Genomic DNA, 17,643 nt, shown 5'->3' with positions numbered 1-17,643 from the left:
TCCTCCACCATCGTCACCACCCGTCCACAGATCGTCAGTTGATGTTGCGATGAGGGCACCTGGGACTGATAGCGTTCCTGCCGTCGGCGGCCGTGCTGCACCCCCGCCCGGACGATGACACCGCGTCACCCCGTCCGGCCACCCCGGCCGCGGCGCCCTGAAGCCCCGGCCGGACCGCGTACAGGCCGGCCCGCCGTTCGGCCCAGCGACTCGGCCCTGCAACAAGGAATCAGATGCCAGGCATATCGGCCCCCCGCACGGCCCACCGCGCCGGCCGGTCCGGCTCGCTCCGCAGCTCGCTCCTCGCCCTCGTACTGGTCCCCAGCCTGGGCCTCGCCGCCGCCTGGGGCTACGCCGCCTACCTGCTGCGCGGCACCGAACACCGCACCGCCCTGATCGCCGGAAGCGCCGCTGTCGCCCTGGTCCTGCTGATCAGCCTGGCCCACGGCATCCGGACCGCGCGGGCCCTGTCCGCCCGCCTCGGCGCACTGCGCACCGACACCCTCGCGCTCGCCCAGGACGAGATCCCCGAGGTCGTCGGACGGCTGCGCGCCGGGGAGCCCGTACCCACACCGCCCGCCTGGTCACCGTCCCGCCGGACCGGCGACGAGGTCCAGCAGACCTCCGACGGCCTCGCCGCCGTCCGCCAGGCCGCCGTCGCCGCCATCATCCACCAGGCCCAGGGCCGCGAGGGGACGAAGAAGGTCTTCCTCAACATCGCCCGCCGCACCCAGATCCTGATCCACCGACAGATCAGCATGCTCGATGCCCTGGAGCGCGAGCACGAGGAACCCGAGCTGCTGCGCGAACTGTTCGCGGTCGACCACCTCGCCACCCGGATGCGGCGCAACGCCGAGAACCTCGTCATCCTCGGCGGCGCCCTGCCCGCCCGGCGCTGGCGCAACGCCGTGCCCATGGTCAACGTGCTGCGCAGCGCCGTCTCCGAGACCGAGAACTACGCCCGCGTCGTCGTCCAGGGCGTGCCGCGCGCCTCACTCAGCGGACAGGCCGTCGCCGACGTCATCCACCTGATCGCCGAACTCATCGAGAACGGCACCACCTTCTCCCCGCCGTACACCCAGGTGCAGGTCTCCGCGCAGGAAGTCCCCAAGGGCCTGGCGGTCGAGGTCGAGGACCGCGGCCTCGGCATGGGCGAGGACGAGTACGAGCGGCTCAACGACTACCTGGCCAACCCGCCCGAGCTGGACGTCTCCGCCCTCGGCGACGACCTGCGCCTCGGCCTGTTCGTCGTCGCACGGCTGGCCGCCCGGCACGACATCCAGGTCACCCTGCGGCCCTCGCCCTACGGCGGCACCCGGGCCGTGGTGCTGGTGCCGTCGGTGCTGCTGGAGCAGGCCGACCAGCCGGCCGCCATGGCCGGACTGCCGTCCGGCGCGCGGGTCACCCGGACCCCTGTCCCCGAGCCCGTGCGGGCGGCGGGCGGCAACGACCCCGGCGGTCTGGACGGCGGGCTGGACGGGGGGCTGACCGGCGCGCTCGCCGGAGTGCTCGGCGGGCTGATCGGCACCGGGCCGGGCGCTCCGGCGCCCGGGGCCGAGCCGGGTGCGCCCGGCGGGCCCGGGGCTGGTGGTGTGGCCAGTGGCCTGGTGGTGCCTGGTGTTCCCGGGGGACCTGGTGTTCCCGGTGCGGGTGGCAGCGGTGTGATCATCGGCGAACTGCTCGCCCAGTACCCCCTGGACGGCGGCCCGGCCGAGGGAGCCGCCCCCGGCCCGGCCAACGGCGGTCTGCCGGTCGGCGCCGAGATACCCGGTCTGCCCGGGGCCGTGGTCGTCCCCCGGCCCGTCTTCCCGCGCCCGTACGAGGTCCCGTCCGACATCCCGCCCGGTGGGCCGCCGGCCGACGGCCGTGCTGCGGACGTGCCGGCCGGAACCACGGCCGGGCCCACGACCGGGCCCTTCGACGGTGCCACCGCCGAGCCTCCTGCGCCCGCCCACGGACGCGCCCAGGAGGAGCACTCGGACCACGGCCCAAACGGCGAACTGCGCACCCCGCGGGTCCTGCCGCAGCGGGTCCGCAACGCCAGCCTCGCCGAGCAGCTCCGCGAGGCCCACGCTCCCGGCGCCATGCTGCCCCCCGTGGTCGGCCCGCCGCCCCAGGCCGGGCCCTGGCACGGAGCCGCCGGGGCCACCGGACAAACCGGGGCCACCGGAGGAACCTGGGCCGCCAGGGCCGACGACCCGTCGCCACAGCGCTCCCGCACCACCATGGCCGCCATCCAGCGCGGCACCCGGACCGCCCGCGCGGCCGACCCCGACGCGCCGACCACCCCCACCGCCCCCCAGGCGCCCGCCGCGCCCCACCTCCCGGCCGCACCTTCCGCCGCCTGGGAGGCCTCCGCCGTTCAGGAAGCCAAGGAACAGCAGTGATGACGCAGCACACCGACACCCCGCGCGACCTCAACTGGCTGCTGGACCAGCTGGTGGCGCGGGTACCCGAGACCCGGCACGCCATCGTCCTCTCCGAGGACGGCCTGCTGGTCGGCATGTCCCAGGGCCTCGACCGGGCCGACGCCGAACACCTCTCCGCCGTCGCCTCCGGTCTGCAGAGCCTCGCCCGCGGCGCCGGCCACCGCTTCAACGGCGGCCGGGTCCGGCAGACCGTGGTCGAGATGGACCAGCTGTTCCTGTTCGTCACCACCGCCGGGCAGGGCGCCCGGCTCGCCGTCCTCACCAGCGAGCAGGTGGACGCCGGGCTGATGGCCTACGAGATCAACATGCTGGTCAAGCAGGTCGGCCAGTACCTCACCGCGGCACCGCGCAGCGACGCAGGCCAGGCCGGCGCGGGTGGCGGTGCGTGACCGCCGACGCCGAGGAGGCCTGGTTCTACGACAAGGACGCAGGCCATCTGGTCCGCCCCTACGCGATCACCAACGGGCGCACCGGCCCGGTCCGTGACGGATTCGCGCTGATCACCCTGGTGGTCACCTCCGACCCGCGCACCGACACCAGCCGGCTCACGCCCGAACCGGCCGCGATCCTCGACCTGTGCCGCGAACGCCCGCTGGCCGTGGCCGAGATCGCGGCCACCCTCGACCTGCCCGTCAGCGTCGTCAAGGTGCTGCTCGACGACCTCGCCGAGGCCCGGCTGATCCTCACCCGCGCCCCGGTCCAGCTCGCCGAGGCGCCGGACATCTCGCTGATCCAGGCCGTGATCGAGGGCGTCCGCCGGCTCTGACCCGGCGGACCCGACCGCCCCGCACCTCTCAGTCCCACTCCAGGAGACCCGAATTGACGACCCAGAGCCTGGTGCCGGGCGCGGTCAAGATCCTCGTCGCCGGCGGCTTCGGCGTCGGCAAGACCACCATGGTCGGCTCGGTCAGCGAGATCGAACCGCTGCAGACCGAGGAGCGGATGACCCGCGCCAGCATCGGGGTCGACAGCCTCGACGGCGTCCAGGGCAAGTCCACCACCACCGTGGCGATGGACTTCGGGCGGATCACCGTCCGCGAGGACCTGGTGCTCTACCTGTTCGGCACACCCGGCCAGTTCCGGTTCTGGTTCATGTGGGACGACCTCGCGCTCGGCGCCCTCGGGGCGATCGTCCTCGCCGACACCCGGCGGCTCGAATCCAGCTTCGCCGCCGTGGACTTCTTCGAGCAGCGCGGCATCCCGTTCGCGATCGGCGTCAACTGCTTCCACGGCCGCCGCGACGCCAGCCCCGAGGACGTCCGGCGCGCCCTCGACCTCGGCCCCGAGGTCCCGATCGTGCTCTGCGACGTGCGGGAGCGGGCGTCCAGCAAGGAGCTGCTGCTCGCCCTGCTCGACCAGGTGCACCGCAACGCCCTGTCCGCCGGGCGGCGTTGAGCGTCCGGGCCGTGCGGGCCGCGCGGGGTCACCGGGGCCGGCGCCGGACTTGATGTCGAGGTCGGGGCCGGGGTCGGGGTCGGGGTTCAGGCGTTGGCCGGGGTTCAGGCGTTGGTCGGGGGGCGGCCGGTGAGCCCGGCCGGGTCGTCGAGTCCGGAGAGCGCGTGGACCAGCGGCGCCAGCTCCGGCACCTCGGCGGCCTGCGCCAGGGTCGCCTCCAGGGTGGCGTCGTGCACCGGGCGGGCGGCCGTCAGCAGGGTGCGGCCCTCCGGCGTCAGCTCGGTGTAGATCCCGCGCCGGTCGTCGGCGCAGAGGTAGCGGCTGAGCAGCCCGCGGTCCTCCAGCCTGGTCACCAGGCGGGTCGTCGCGCTGCTGCTCAGCGCCGCGGCGCGGGCCAGCTGCTGCATCCGCATGTGCCACCCGTCCTGCCGCGACAGGGCGTCCAGCACCGTGTACTCGACCACCGAGAGCCGGTGCTCCGCCTGCAGCGCCTTCTCCAGCGCCGCGTCGATCAGCCCGTGCAGCGCGGCGAGAGTCCGCCAGCCACGGGCCCGGACCTCGGCCGCGTCGTCGCGGATACCCATCGCTCGCCTTCCCTTCCACTTCCCTGCACGTCTCGTGACGTCTTCCCTGGGACAAGTATGCCAGCCGACGCGGATTAGCTGTCTATGCAAATAGTTTTCCTTATACCTCCCCTCGATGCCGGTCCATGGCGGGCTCCCCGGCCCAGGCGGCGGCGCAGAGCGCGGCGGCCAGTTCCTCCGTGTAGCAGGCGGCCGCCAGCCAGGACCCGGCGAAGGCGTCATGGTCGTCCGGGACGACCCGGCCGAACACGTCGCGGCGCCGGTCGTCCGCGGCGGCCCGCAGTGCGTCCAGGAGCTCGGCGGCCGTCACCAGCCCGGCGGCGCGCAGCAGGCTCCCGTCGGCGGCCGCCGTGGCCGCGCTCGGGGCCAGGGCATGGCGCCCGGTGGTGACCGCCTGCTCGACCCGGCGGCCGAGCACGTGGACGGGCGGCCCGTACGGGGCCTCGCTCGGGAGACCGACCGGGAAGCCGGGCACGGCATCGGTGGCGGTGGCGGTCTGGAGGTCGGTGGTCCGCAGGTCGGCGGTCTGGAGGCGTTCGAGGCCGAGATTGACCCGGTCGGCCCGGTCCGCGGGGACGGCGAGCGAGGGAAGGCCGGGGGCCTCGGGGGCCGTCGAGGGCTCCGGGGGTGTGCCGATCGCGAGCAGGCGAAGCTCCGGACGGTCCGATCGCTCCAGACGGCCGATCACCCGCAGCCGCAGGCCGGGCGTGGTGGCGAGCAGTGCGAGGTTCGCCCGGAAGGCCAGGCCCGGGTGCTCGTGCCCCGTGCACAGACCGACCACCAAGCCGCCGTCGGCACCATCGGCACCGTCGGCACCGCCCTCGCAGCGCGCCAGCAGCCTCGGCGCCCCGCCCGGGCCGGCCGGAGCCGGGCCCAGCAGAGTCACGTCCAGGAACAGCAGGTCACTCCCGGCCGGGCGGCCCTCGTACGGCAGCGACTCCGCCGCGAGCGCCCGCGCCACCTGGGCGGCCGCCGGTTCGGCCCAGAGCGCGGCCACCGGCTCCGCCGTCCACGCCACGCCCGCCGCCCGGACCGCCCGGACGGAAGCACCCGCGCCCAGCCGCCCGGCGGCGGACCGGGTGGCGCCCTGGACGGCCAGCCCGGCACGGCTGAACTCCCGGTGGCTGAGCGGGGCCTCCCCCAGCCGGACCGTCCGGTTGCCCGCCCCGACCGCCTGCGGGGCGGCGGCCGCCGCGTCACCGTGCGGCATCACCTCGGCCACCGTGCTGAGCCGGCCCCCGGCGTCCACCGCCCAACTCACCACCCCCGCATGCGTGGCCGTCAGCACCGGCTCGGTGAACAGCCCGTACAGCCGCAAGCCGCCCTCCTCGCCGTACGCCTGGCGGGCGGTGCCGCGCAGCTCGGCGACCGGGCCGGAGCCGGTGCTCAGGGCGGTGGTGAGGTCCAGCAGCTCGCGCAGACCGGCCACCAGGTCCGCCAGCCGGTGGTCCGGCGCCCCGGACCGGGCCGCGCGCAGCCTCGTCACCACCGCGACCGCCGCCGCGGCCGGGCGGTACAACCCCGCCAGCCGCGCCCGGTGGGCCGCCCGCAGCAACTCGGCCTGCGCGACCGCCCCCGCGCCGCTCACTCCGGCGGCCAGCACGGCGCACCCGGCCCGGTGGAGGTGGCGGGCCGCCGCCACCTCCACCGGGGTGGGCCCGGCCTCGGACTGCGCCTCCTGTGACTTCTGTGACTCCCGTGACTCCCGTGACTCCCGTGACTCCCGTGGCTCCCGTCGCTCCTGCGGCTCCTCCGAGGGCGCTGGGGCCGCCTCGGTCGGCGTGACCTCCTCGGGCTCCCCGGGCTCCTCCGCCAGCTCGGCCAACGGGCAGAGCATGACCGCAGCGGCCCGGTGCACGCAGGCCGGGGCCAGCAGGCAACCGCAGCGGACGCCGGCCGCATCCGCGACCACCGCGCCCGGGGCGTGCAGCACGAGCGCCGTCTCCTCGTCCACCTCCACCCGCCACTCGTCACCGCAACGGGTCACCGGCCGCTCCGCCAGCTTCGCCGCCGCGCCGTCCAGCCGCTTCTGCAACCGGGCGCTCAACCCGGCCACCACCTCCGCGACCACCTCCGGCCGGACCGCCGGCCAGCCGCTCGTCCGCTCCGCCACGCTCATCGCACCTTCTCCCCCACCCAGCGGGCCAGTTCCAGCGGACTCAACGCCGCCACGGGCATACCGGCCGCGACCAACTGGCCCGCGACCGCCTTCGAATAGCGGGCCGTCCCCGTGTCGTCCAGCGCGGCGCAGCCGAGCAGGTGCACACCGGAATCCACCAGTGCCCGGGTCTGGGCCAGCAGCCCGCCCACCGGGCCGCCCTCCTCGAAGTCGCTGACCACCACGACCAGCGTCCGGGACGGCACCGTCACCAGCTTCCGCGCATACCGCAGCCCGCCCGCGATGCTGGTGCCACCACCGATCCGCACCTCCAGCAGCACACTCAGCGGATCCTCCACCCGCTCGGTCAGGTCGACGATCTCGGTGGAGAACGCCACGAAGTGGGTGCTCAGCGAAGGCACCCCGGCCAGGATCGACGCCGTCAGCGCCGCCCAGACCGTCGAGGCCTCCATCGACCCGGAGACGTCCACGACCAGGATCAGCCGCCAGTCGGCCGCCTGCCGGGCCCTGGTCCGGAACACCGGACGCTCGGGCACGATGAGTGTGCCGCCGTCCCCCGACGGGCGGGCCGTGGCGAGATTGGCGCGAATGGTCCGGTCCAGGTCCAGTCCGCCACCCGGCCGACGCGTCGGCCGCGGCACGCTGATCCCGGTCAGCGCCGGACGCAGCCTGGTCGCCAACGCGCGCGTCAACTCGTCCACCAGACGCCGCACCAGCGGACGCAGCCGCGCCACCCTCGCCTCCGGCAGGCCGCCCGCATGCTCCAACACCGTGCGCAGCAAGTCGACCGACGGGCGGACGGCACCCGGCTCGATCGCCTCCAGGACGTCCGTCCGGCCCTGCGCCACGGCGGCCGCCAGCACCTCCTCCCGGACGCCCGGCCCGAACAGCGCCGACAGTTCCTCGGCCCACTCCCGCACCCCCGGGAAGGGCGCCTCGCGGCCGCCCCGCCCGGACCGCCCGTCCAGGCCCGGGCCGGAGCCCTCGCCTCGCCCGCTGCCGTACAACTCGTCCAGGGCGGTGGCGAGTCGGGCGCACCGCCCGCTCAGGCCACCGCTGCCGGGGCGGCCGAGGAGCAGCCGCCAGCGCTCGGCCGGGGCGAGGGCGTGCCGCGTGGCGACGGATGCGGAAGGGAGCGGCTCGACGCGGTGCGGTGGCTCGGACGCCGGATCGCCCCCGGGCTCCGGCAGCAGGCCGCGCCGGGCCAGCGCCGCGCGGGCGGCCAGATCCGCGCGGACCCAGCCGGCCACCACCGCCGGCGGGACCTCCTCGGGCAGGCCCGCGAGCCGGGTGCCCAGGCGTTCCTCGACCAGGAGCAGCAACCGGTCCCGGGCGGCCGGGCTGAGCGTGTCGAAGCCCCCGCGCAACGCCGGCAGCCGGTCCAGGAAGGCGGCGTCGGGCAGCGAGGTGATCCGCTCCAGCACGGGCTCCAGCGCCTCCGGCGCGGTGGCGAACAGGCCCTCCGCTGCCGTCAGCAGGCCGACCAGCCCCCGCCCGAGCGCGTGCCGGGCCTCCGGGCCGGTCGCCCCGTCCACCCACGAAGCCGCCCGCCCGCCCAGCGCCTCCGCCCGCTCCCGCCCCAGCAGCACCCGCACCGCTCCGGCTGCGCCTCGCACCAACGGACTCCCCCGGTCCGCGAGTTCGGCCAGCACGTGCCCCAGCCGCAACCCGCCGTCCAGATCCGCCCGCCGCGCCAGCTCCACCAGCGCCCGCGCATCCGCCGGATCGTCCGACCCGCCCAACCCCTCCAACTGCCGCACGGCCGCCACGGTCAACACCTCGCCCACCGCCCCCAACCGCCCCGCCGGCCCGGCCGACGCCCCGCCCGCACCGGGCAACGGCGGGGAGCCGTCGGGGAACGCGGCGAGGTACGCCGGCTCCTGCCGGCCGGGGGCGGCGCCCAGCTCGGGCGACGACGCGAGAGCCCCGGGGGCGCCGGGGGTGTCGGGTGGGAGGTAGCCCGGGAGGTGGCCGGCGGCGAGGCGGTCGAGGAGGGCCAGGGCGTCGAGGAGTTCGGGGAGGGTGCCGGAGGACGGGAGGACGGTGGCGAGTTGGGTGAGGCGGGTGTCGGCGAGGGCCGGGAGGCCGCAGGCGGCCGCGTCGGTGAGGCCTTGGAGGACCTCGCGGGCAGTGGGGCCGTCGGCCTGCTGTTCGCGGCGGAGGCGTTCGCGCAGGGTGCCTTCGGCGGCCTGCGCGGGGGTGACGCCTCGGGCGCCCGCGACGGTGAGCATGGCGGCAGTGGCCGGGGTCCAGTGGAGGCGCCAGCGCGTGCCGATGGCTTCGGTGCCGCCCGCGCCGGTGGTGGTGACGGGGTCGGCGTAGGGGACCCCGCAGGCGGTGAGGCGGTGGAGGAGGATCTCGCGGCGGCGGTCGAGGGGGGTGCGCAGCGGATCGAGGCGGAGTTCGCGGGGCTCGGGGTCGGCGGGGCCGGGGAGGCCGAGGTCGGCGAGGAGGGCTTCGACGGCGGGGGCGAGCCCGCTGCGCGGGGCCGCGGGGGTGGCGCGGCCGGTTCGGGTGCCGACCAGGACGCGTTCGAGGGCGCGGGCGACGGCCCGGCCGCGGCCGAGGGGTTCGCCTTGGGCGAGGACGGTCTGGACGGCTTCGACGAGTTCGCCGCGGCCGGGGGCGGCGTGGCCGCGCAGGCGGGCGAGGTCTCCGGCGAGGCGGACGATCTCGCGGGCGTCGGCCGGGCCGGAGGGGTGGTCCTGGCTGCGCAGTGCTTCGCAGATCCGGACGGCGGTGGTGGTGAGGGCCCGGGTGAGGCGGTCGGGGTCGCCGCCGGCGTCGAGGACGGTGTGCTGCCACTCGGGATCGCGGATGCCCGCCGGATAGCCGGACCGGGCGTCGAGCAGCGGGTAGGTGTAGGGGATCAGGGAGAGGGCGTGCCCGAGGTGGTCCGGGTGCGGCGGTTCCTCGGTGGCGGCGGGCCCGTCGAGCAGGGCGGGCGCGTGGAAGGCGCCGACGACGGCGGCGACCCGGCGCCCGCCGGCCGCCGCGGCCCGGATCCGGGCACGCATCCAGGCTTCGCGCCGTAGGTCGTACGGGTCGACGCCGGGGCCGGTCTCGGCGTCGCGGCGCAGCGCCCAGCCGACCAGCAGGGCGGCGCGCCGGACGGCGTCGGGGGTGGAGCCGGGGGCTGCGGTCTCGACGAGGCGGTCCCACAGGTCGTCGTCGGAATCGCGCCCGGTGAGGCGGTGGCGCAGCGCGTCGGCGACACCGGGGGCGCCGGGGGCACCGGGGGCGGGCTGTTGTTCCTCGTGGGGCGTGGTGCGGTGGGCGAGCGGGAGGTCGCAGGCGAGTGTCTCGACGCCGTTGCGCCGGGCCCAGCGCAGGGCGACCAGCTCCGGGGAGAAGTCGGCGAACGGGTAGAAGGCGAGCCGGCCGGGGCCGGAGTCGGCGGCGGGGCCCCGGCCGCCCTCGCGGCCGGGCGAGGCGGCCGCGAGGGCGACGGGGGCCTGGGTGTCCTCGTCCGCCAGCCAGCCGAGCCAGGGCTGGAACTCGGTGGGGAGTTCGACCAGCACCACCTCGGGCTTGACGGCGTCGAGCAGCGCGGGGAGGACCGCGCTGAGCGACGGCGCGTGGTGCCGCACGCCGATCAGGTAGGGCCCGGGCCGGCCGGTGCCGGAGGCGGCCAGCCGCTCGGCCTCGGCCCGGACGGCCGGGCGCGGGTCGTCTAGGCCGTCCAGGTGGCCGGGGCGGAGCGGACGGACGGGGCCGTCCTGGTGGTCGCGGCCGGCCTGGTGATCGGGGCCGGCCGGGGCGGGCGTCACCGTGCTGGTCATCGCCTCATGCCTCCAGGGCCGAGCGGAGGTCCCACAGGGTGCGCCAGGTGCCGGCGCCCTGTTCGGCGCGCCGGCGGACCGGCCCGTCCCAGTAGCCGAGCAGCCGTGCCGCGTCGGCCGGGTCGTCCTTGCGGACGACACCGATGAGTTGGCCGGGAAGGCGGCCGAGCAGGTCGCCGCCGTCGGGCAGGTAGGCGGCGGTGACCCCGAGCGCGGTGGCGACCGAGACGGCCTCTGCCGTGCTCATCACGGTGGACGGGCGCTCGACGTCCCAGCCTTCGGTGGAACGGCCGGTGCGCAGGTCACGGAAGGCGGTGACGAGGGCCTCCAGGACGGCGTCGTCCACCGCGTAGGGGGCTCCGGCGCGGGCGACGGCGACGGTCGACTGCCGGCGGACGAGTTCGACCTCGGCGGCGAGGCTGGCGATCGGGCCGACCGTCTCGAAGTTGAACCGCCGCTTGAGCGCCGCGGACATCTCGCTGACGCCCTTGTCCCTCAGGTTGGCGGTGGCGATCAGGGTGAAGCCGGCGGCGGCGTGCAGCTGTCCGTCCGGGGTGCCGGCCAACTCGGGTACGGAGAGCCGCCGTTCGGAGAGCAGGGAGACCAGCGCGTCCTGCACCTCGGGCAGGCAGCGGGTCACCTCCTCGACGCGGGCCACCGCCCCGGTGGTCATCGCGGTGAGCACCGGGGAGGGCACCAGGGCATCCCGGCTGGGCCCCTTGGCGAGCAGGAGGGCGTAGTTCCAGCCGTACTTGAGCTGGTCCTCGGTGGTACCGGCGGTGCCCTGGACGGTGAGCGCGCTGGTGCCGCAGACGGCGGCGGCGAGCAGTTCGGAGAGCATGGACTTGGCGGTGCCGGGCTCGCCAACGAGCAGCAGGCCGCGCTCCCCGGCGAGGGTGACGACGCAGCGTTCGACGAGGGCGCGCTCGCCGACGAACTTCTGCTCGATGGCGAGGCCGCGGCGGCCGGCCTTGAGCTTCTCGCCGTCGCTGCCCATGACGAAGGTGACGACGGCGCGCGGGGTGAGCCGCCAGCCGGGCGGGCGCGGGCCGCTGTCGTACGCGGCCAGGAACTCCAGTTCGGCGGCGTGCTTCTCCTCGGGCGGGATGATCTGCCGGCTCGCGGGGGCGGTGTCGGCACTCGCCGGTGTGTTGCCCGTCGGTGTGCTGTTCGTCGGCGTGGTGCTCATCGGCGGGCCTTCCTGCGCTTGCTGGTCTGGAGCTCTTCGTAGCCGGGGGCGTCGCCGTCGAGGGTCCGCTGCCAGGCCCGGGCGAACAGCTCCGGGACGGGCAGGTGGGGCAGCGGGACGCGGTGGGTGGGCAGTTCGTAGAGGGCGGCCTTCCACGTCTCGGCGGGCAGGGCGGGGGCCTTGGCCTCCTGCCAGCCGCCGGGCAGGAAGAGGGTGCGGCCGGCCCGGGCCCGCTTGGCCTCCAGCACCAGGTCGGTGGCGGCGAGTTCGACGCGGGCGCGCTTGAGCCTGGCCGGCTTCCAGCCCGTCCAGCGGGCGACGTTGCGGTCGGTGGGGTCGGGCAGGGCCAGCAGTTGGAGGTAGAGCACCGCGGCGTCCTCGCCGAGGCCGTGGGCCCGGGCCGCCTCGGCGACCAGGTCGGGGACAGTGAGCTGCGGGTGCTGTAGCCAGGCCTGGCCGTCGGCGGCCACCACCGCCTCGGTGGCGGCGGCTGTCAGGCGCTCCACTTCGCCGCGCAGGACGGCCTCGATGGCGCCCCGCTCGATTTCCAGCCAGTAGCTGGCCCCCAGCCCGCCGAGCAGTTCGAGCACCGGGTCGTCGGGGCCGGTGAGCCCGGCCGGACGCAGCCAGACCCGCTCGTACTCGTCGTGGTAGGGCGTCAGGACGAGGGCCGGGCCGCAGTCGACCAGTCCGTTCGGGTCGGCTCCGCCCGCGGCCGGCAGGCCGAAGTGGGTGCGCAGGACGGCCGACATCGAGGCGCCCTTGGTGGTGTGGACGAGGTGGAAGTCGAGCAGCAGGTCGGGGTCGGCGAGGCGGCTTCGCAGCGCGGCGGCGGCCGCGGGCAGCAGCGGGCGCAGCGGGCTGTCGGCGGGCAGGTGGTAGGCGAGCCAGCGCAGGGCGTCGACGGCGCGGCCGAGGTCGCCGGAGGCGGGTGCGGCGCTCTGGTCCTCTGCGAGCAGCTGGGGGGTGGACCCGCCGCCGTCGCTGAGCCGGAAGGCCGTGGTGCCGGTCAGCCAGGGGGTCTGTGCGGGGTTGAGCACCGCCTCGATGTGTTCGATCTGCGCGCCCTTGACGGTGGCCTGGGCGGCCTCGGGGAGGGTGACGAGCCGGCCGAAGTGCCGGATCCAGGCGGCGGCGCCGGCGTCGAGGTCGGGGCCCTCCGCCCAGAGGGTCTTCGGGTCGGCGGGCAGCAGGGCGCCCCAGACGTCGGCGAGGGCGGCCCGGTCGCGGCCGCGCAGCCAGTCCCGGGCGGCCTTGGCCTCGGTGGACTTGAGGCCGTACTCGGCGAGCCGGTCGGCGGGCAGCACGGCGCTGTGCCACTGGAAGAGCCCGGGCGGCGGGCTGAGCAGCAGGGCGGCGCGGGCGGCGCCGATCCCGGTGAGCCCGCCGAAGGCGGTGGCGCGGTCGAGCTGCCAGGGGGCGCCTCCGTGCAGCGCGGCCACCTGCCGGAACGCGGCGATCCAGGCGGCGCCGACCCGCTCCTCGGTGCCGCGTTCCTTGACGGTGGTGAAGTGGGCGACGGGCCCGAACGCGCCGCTCGGGTCGTGGTCGACGGCGTACCACTGCTCGGTGCCCTCGTGGTGCCGGCGGTGGCCGAGGATGACGACGGTGCGGTCGCCGTGGCGCAGCACCTGCCCCTCGCGGGGGACGGCGGGCTGGTGGCGGTTGGCGCGGTCGGCGGGTTCGCCGAGGACGATCTCGCGCAGGGTGGCGCCGCGGTCGGCGAGCACTCCCGCGGTCAGTTCGCCGAGGAGCAGCACGAGGCTGGAGCGGTGGGCCGGTTCGGTGAGCGGGGCTGCCACCGCGTAGGCGAGGGTGTCGAGACGGCCGAGCAGGTGGAGCCAGCCGTGGTGGGTGTCGCCGTGTTGCAGGGTGACGGTGGCCGGGGTGCTCCAGCCCTCGCCGGTGGCGGCCGGCGGGTCTGCCAGGACGGCGGTGACGGCGCGCAGGTTGTTGAGCACCCGCCACCGGTCTCCGCCGCCCCAGTTGGGGCCGAAGCAGGCGACGTCGGGCAGGAGGGTGGTGACGGCCTCGCGCAGTTCGTGGTCGCGGCCGTGCTCGGGCCGGTACTCGGCGGCCTCGGCCTTGGACGGCTTCTCGGCCTCCGGCTGCGGGACGAACCGGGCGATCCGGTCGAGCAGGTCGGCGGCGGTGCGGGCGAGCCCGGCGACCCCGGCGAGCAGCAGCGGGTGGCTGATGCCGGGCAGGACGGTGCCGACCGCCTGAACGGGCAGGGCGCGGCGGGCGCCACCGGACTGGGCCAGCGGGCGTCGGACGCCCTGGGCGGTGATCCAGCGCTGCTCGTCCTCGGGCACGGGCCGGCTGTCGGTCGGCCAGGCGGCGTCGATCAGGCGGGCCGCCTGCTCGGTGTCGACGGCCCGCAGGACGCGTGAGCCCGCCTCGTCGCGGGGCCGCAGGGCGTGCCAGTGGTCGAGCGGGGGGACGAGCGCGGTGCCGGCGGCGGCGAAGTCCCCCGGGCGGCAGGGGCGCAGGTCGACGGTGCGGTCGGTCTCGGCGGCCAGGTCGGGCAGGGTGAGGGCGAGGCCGTCGCGCTGCGCCTCGGTGACGACCGGTTGCGCCTGGCCGGGGAGGGTGAGGCGGCCGACCGGGACGTGGTCCGGGTGGCCGTCGGTGATCGGCAGGACGATGACCTGCCCGTCGGCGGTGGTGGTGGTGACGGCACGGTCGAGGTCGACCCGGACCCAGCTGCCGAGCACGGTGCCGTCGGTGCCGAGCGGCGTCTGCTCCAGGCCGGGCTGGAGCGGCAGCAGTCGGGCGCGCGTGAGGGTCAGTCGGCCGGCGGCCGCGGTGGCGGCGATCACCGGTGGTTCGGCGGCGCGGCCGAGGGCGCCGGTGTGCGGGTCGAGTTCGCGCAGGACGGCGCCGTCCTGGCCGTAGCGCACTGTCCAGTGGCCGGTACCGTCGCCGAGGACGCGGTGTTCGGCGGGCATCCGGGTGTCGCCGGGGTGCAGCGGGCGTTCGCCGGTGGTGCGGCCGCCGCCGGGCAGCGGGAGGGAGGGGGGCTCGGGATCCCGGTCGCCGTAGTGGTAGCCGGTGATGGTCTCGCCGGTGAGTTCGACGACCTCGCCGGGCTGGCTGGACCAGTAGGCGTGCTGCTTTCCGTCCTGGTGCCAGGCGACGAGGAGTTCGCCGTCGACGAAGCGCAGCCGGGGCTGGTTCCAGCGTTCCTTCGCCGGGGGCAGGCGCAGGGTGTGCTCCAGCAGGACGCCCTGCGGGCCGACCACGACGGCCTGGTCGTGGCGGGCGAGGATCAGGTGCGGCCAGGCGTCCTCGACGATCAGGCCGGTGAGGCGCCCGCCGTTGAGGCCGGGGGTGTCGGGCGACTCGGAGTCCGGTCCGGCGGAGTCGGGGACGGCGGAGTCGGGGCCGGCAAGGTCCGCAGGGTCCACGGGCTTGGCGGGGTCGGCCGGGTCGGCGAGCTTGGCCAGGGCCTCTTCCAGGGCCGGCCAGCCGAGTTCGTCGAGGATGCCGGCGCCGAGCGCCCCGGCGAGCAGGGCGGTGACGTCGAGGGCGGCGATCCGCTCGGCGGCGGCCGGGGCGACGGCCCGCACGGCGGTGCGGTACGGGCTCAGCGAGCTCACCAGGTCGGCGGCGCCGGCCAGGCCTCGGGCGGCGGTCAGCTCGTCGGTCCGGAGTTCGGCCCACTCCTCGAACAGGCGGCGCAGCAGCGGCAGGGCGGGCACCTGCCGCTTGACGGCGGTCTCCCAGGCGGGCGGGGTCGCGGCGCGCAGGACGGGCCGGAACCGCGGGTCGGCGGCGACGGCCGCGAGGCCGGCGCTGTCGGGGCCGCACTGGTCGACCCAGTCCTTGAGGTCGAAGCGGAGGGTGGCCGACGGGTCGGCGACGGGCACGCCGTCGGCGAGCAGCCGGTCCAGCAGGTCGAGTTGGGTCTGGCTGCTGTGGACGCCGGTGTACAGGTCCACCGGGACGCCGTCGGCCCGCAGCCGCTCGGCCATCCGGCCGGCCAGGGCGACGGTGGCGGCGCAGCTGGGCCGGGAGCGCCAGCCGCGCCCGAGGTGGTGGCACCAGCGCTGCAGCCACGCGGCGGCGGGCTCGGCGCCCTCGGCGCGCGGGCCGGTGAGCAGCTGCTCGGCCCCGGTCTCGGCGAGCAGGACGAGCCAGGCGGTGTCGTTCACGGCGGCGTCGGTGCCGGCCGGGTCGGGCATCAGCTCCAGCAGGCGGGCCCGGACCACCGGGTCGCGCCGGCCGAGTTCGGTCAGGGGGCCGTGCCAGGACTTCCAGAACGCCCCGGGCGCCCGGTTGGCACCCGGGCCGGCCAGCAGTTCGGCGAGCAGCGCCTGTTCGTGCTCGGCGCGGTCCAACCCGGCGGCCTTGATCAGTGCGCGGGCGTCCTCGGCGACCCCGGCGTAGGGGGCCATGCCGGCGGCGGAGCGCTCGGTGCAGAGCTGGCGGAAGCGCTGCCAGGCGGTCAGCGCGTCGAGCCGTTCGGCGAGCTCCTTGACGTACTGGCGCAGGGACTTGACGGTGAGCGCGCCGGCCAGGGCGAACTCCAGGAAGACGGCGCGCAGCCGTTCCTCGTCGACCGTCAGGCGGTAGGTGCGCTCGGCCTCGCGGGCCTTGCCGAAGTAGCCGGCGGCGTAGGTCTGGTTGCCGTGGGCGAGGAAGATCCGGCCGACCTCCTCGCAGAAGGTGGGCAGGAAGTGCGGCACGGCGCGGCCGAGGCGGGCGGCGAGCGCCTCGAACCCGTCCTTGGCGGTGCCGGGCTTGGACCGGGCCTGGCGGGAGAGCCGTTCCATCTCCTTGACCAGGGCGAGCGCGTGGTGCCCGTTGGCCGGGTCGTGGACCAGCGCCCAGGCGGGGAAGCCGAGCGCCTCCTGGCGGACCTGGCCGACCTCGGCGGGCGTGCCGTCGGGGACCAGCCCGAGGAAGTCGACAGCGAGGTCCTCGGCCGGTCCGAGCGCGCCGGGGACCAGCCGGACGATCCGGCGCCCGTCGAGCGCGGGGTGGGTGTAGGCGCGGGCGGTGAGCACGTCGGCGGCGCTGTCGGGGCGGCCGACGCCGGGCAGGGTGCCGGGCGGGAGCACGGCCCCCGCGTCGAGCAGCCGCTCGTGCGGCCCGGTGTCCTGGGCGGCCGTCCGGTCGGCGTCCTGAACGGCCCTCTGGTCGAGTCCGGTGGCGGTCATGCGGCGTCCTCCCCTTCGATGGTGCGGCCTGCGTACAGTGCGGCGGCCATCCGCATGCCCTCGGACCAGGCGATCGGGCCGACCTCGGCGAGCGGCAGCACCCGGCCGTCCGGGCCCGCCCAGCTGAGCGCGCCCGTCTCGCAGGCGTCGTACTCGTAGTAGTCGCCCACCCAGACGCGGGCCTCGACGGTGCGCCCCGCCTCCACCACGGGCTGGACGGCGGAGCCGCCGCGCACCCGGTGGCCGAGCCGGGCGCAGCGCCCGAGCAGTTCGCGCAGCTCCCGGTAGCGGCCGCCGGCGTAGGTGGTGACCTCGGTGCCGGTCGGCCGTTCGTCCGGCCGGTGCCAGACCTCCCGGTAGAGCTGCGGCACGCGCTGGGAGACGCCGAGCTCGACGGCGAACTCGCGCAGGTCGTCGAGGTCCGGGAGCAGCACGGGGTGGGGTATCAGGATCTCGCCGTCGGTGAGCCGGACGGTGTCGCCGTCCAGGTCCACCAGGCCGAGCCCGCGCTCGGCGTCCGCACCGCGCAGGAAGCCGGCGACGGCGCCGTCCGGGCCGGTGACCACCAGGTCGCGCAGGACGGCCTGCCAGGCCTCGTCCGCCCAGACCGCGGTCAGCACGGCGGCGGGCACCGGCAGCGAGCGCACCATCCACCGCTCGACGTCCTCCTGGCAGCGCCGCTCGTGCGCGGCCAGCCATTCGGTGAGCTGCCTGAGCTGGGTGACCACCGGATCGTCACCGAGCTTCGACGGCAGGGACTTCAGCTCGCGGCCCGCCGCGTTGCGGCAGACCACCTTGCCCTCCCCGTCGAGCGCGACGCGGTACCCTCCCGCGCCTGTTTCCACCCATGCCACGGACGTCTCCTCCCACCTGCCGGTCAGCGATGCGAGGAACGTAGCGAGGCCCACTGACAAAGCGGCGGCCGGGGAGGCCGCTGCGCGGCTTCCGGGGCGCAAACCCGTCGAACGAGTGAACGGGAC

At 76.3% G+C, this 17,643-nt stretch carries 10 protein-coding genes; 4 read left to right on the top strand and 6 right to left on the bottom strand.

Annotated elements, in window-relative coordinates; genetic code table 11:
• Positions 1 to 233: 233 nt before the first annotated feature.
• From ACFVHI_RS05455 to ACFVHI_RS05440, 4 genes are read left to right on the top strand one after another with little or no spacing between them, the layout of a single operon-like run.
• Positions 234 to 2,387, top strand: coding sequence for an ATP-binding protein (locus tag ACFVHI_RS05455; RefSeq protein WP_380336010.1), 2,154 nt, complete (start codon positions 234 to 236; stop codon positions 2,385 to 2,387).
• The gene (locus ACFVHI_RS05450) at positions 2,387 to 2,818 is read left to right on the top strand and encodes a roadblock/LC7 domain-containing protein (protein ID WP_063349859.1); all 432 of its coding nucleotides are present in this window, start codon (positions 2,387 to 2,389) and stop codon (positions 2,816 to 2,818) included. The genes ACFVHI_RS05455 and ACFVHI_RS05450 overlap by 1 nt, the downstream gene beginning before the upstream one ends.
• Positions 2,815 to 3,195: a DUF742 domain-containing protein gene (locus ACFVHI_RS05445; protein WP_063349858.1), complete on the top strand. Its 381-nt coding sequence runs from the start codon at positions 2,815 to 2,817 to the stop codon at positions 3,193 to 3,195. Before ACFVHI_RS05450 ends, ACFVHI_RS05445 begins: the two co-directional genes overlap by 4 nt.
• A gap of 53 nt (positions 3,196 to 3,248) precedes the next feature.
• Positions 3,249 to 3,824, top strand: a complete 576-nt coding sequence (locus tag ACFVHI_RS05440; protein ID WP_063349857.1) for an ATP/GTP-binding protein — start codon at positions 3,249 to 3,251, stop codon at positions 3,822 to 3,824.
• A gap of 104 nt (positions 3,825 to 3,928) precedes the next feature.
• On the opposite strand, the gene ACFVHI_RS05435 is transcribed toward ACFVHI_RS05440, so the two are convergent.
• The 6 genes from ACFVHI_RS05435 to ACFVHI_RS05410 all read right to left on the bottom strand — a co-directional run bounded on the left by ACFVHI_RS05435 (position 3,929) and on the right by ACFVHI_RS05410 (position 17,517).
• Positions 3,929 to 4,408, bottom strand: a complete 480-nt coding sequence (locus tag ACFVHI_RS05435) for a MarR family winged helix-turn-helix transcriptional regulator (RefSeq protein WP_063349856.1) — start codon at positions 4,406 to 4,408, stop codon at positions 3,929 to 3,931.
• A 100-nt stretch (positions 4,409 to 4,508) separates the two neighbouring features.
• Entirely contained in the window at positions 4,509 to 6,521 is a 2,013-nt protein-coding gene (locus ACFVHI_RS05430) for a hypothetical protein (RefSeq protein ID WP_380336006.1), read from the bottom strand.
• 2 nt (positions 6,522 to 6,523) lie between these two features.
• Positions 6,524 to 10,309, bottom strand: coding sequence for a DUF5682 family protein (locus ACFVHI_RS05425; protein ID WP_380336003.1), 3,786 nt, complete (start codon positions 10,307 to 10,309; stop codon positions 6,524 to 6,526).
• Between the two features lie 4 nt (positions 10,310 to 10,313).
• A complete protein-coding gene (locus tag ACFVHI_RS05420) occupies positions 10,314 to 11,498 on the bottom strand; it encodes an AAA family ATPase (RefSeq protein ID WP_063349854.1) in 1,185 nt (394 codons plus the stop codon).
• Positions 11,495 to 16,663, bottom strand: coding sequence for a hypothetical protein (locus ACFVHI_RS05415; RefSeq protein WP_380336000.1), 5,169 nt, complete (start codon positions 16,661 to 16,663; stop codon positions 11,495 to 11,497). Before ACFVHI_RS05415 ends, ACFVHI_RS05420 begins: the two co-directional genes overlap by 4 nt.
• Complete coding sequence (locus tag ACFVHI_RS05410; RefSeq protein WP_380335997.1) at positions 16,660 to 17,517, bottom strand: DUF4132 domain-containing protein; 858 nt, start codon at positions 17,515 to 17,517, stop codon at positions 16,660 to 16,662. Before ACFVHI_RS05410 ends, ACFVHI_RS05415 begins: the two co-directional genes overlap by 4 nt.
• Positions 17,518 to 17,643 lie beyond the last annotated feature (126 nt).

Source organism: Kitasatospora sp. NPDC127121, from assembly GCF_042677305.1.
In the GTDB taxonomy this organism is placed as follows: domain Bacteria; phylum Actinomycetota; class Actinomycetes; order Streptomycetales; family Streptomycetaceae; genus Kitasatospora.
The sequence above is the reverse complement of the archived record's forward strand: the minus strand, read 5'-3'. Positions and strand labels throughout refer to the sequence as shown.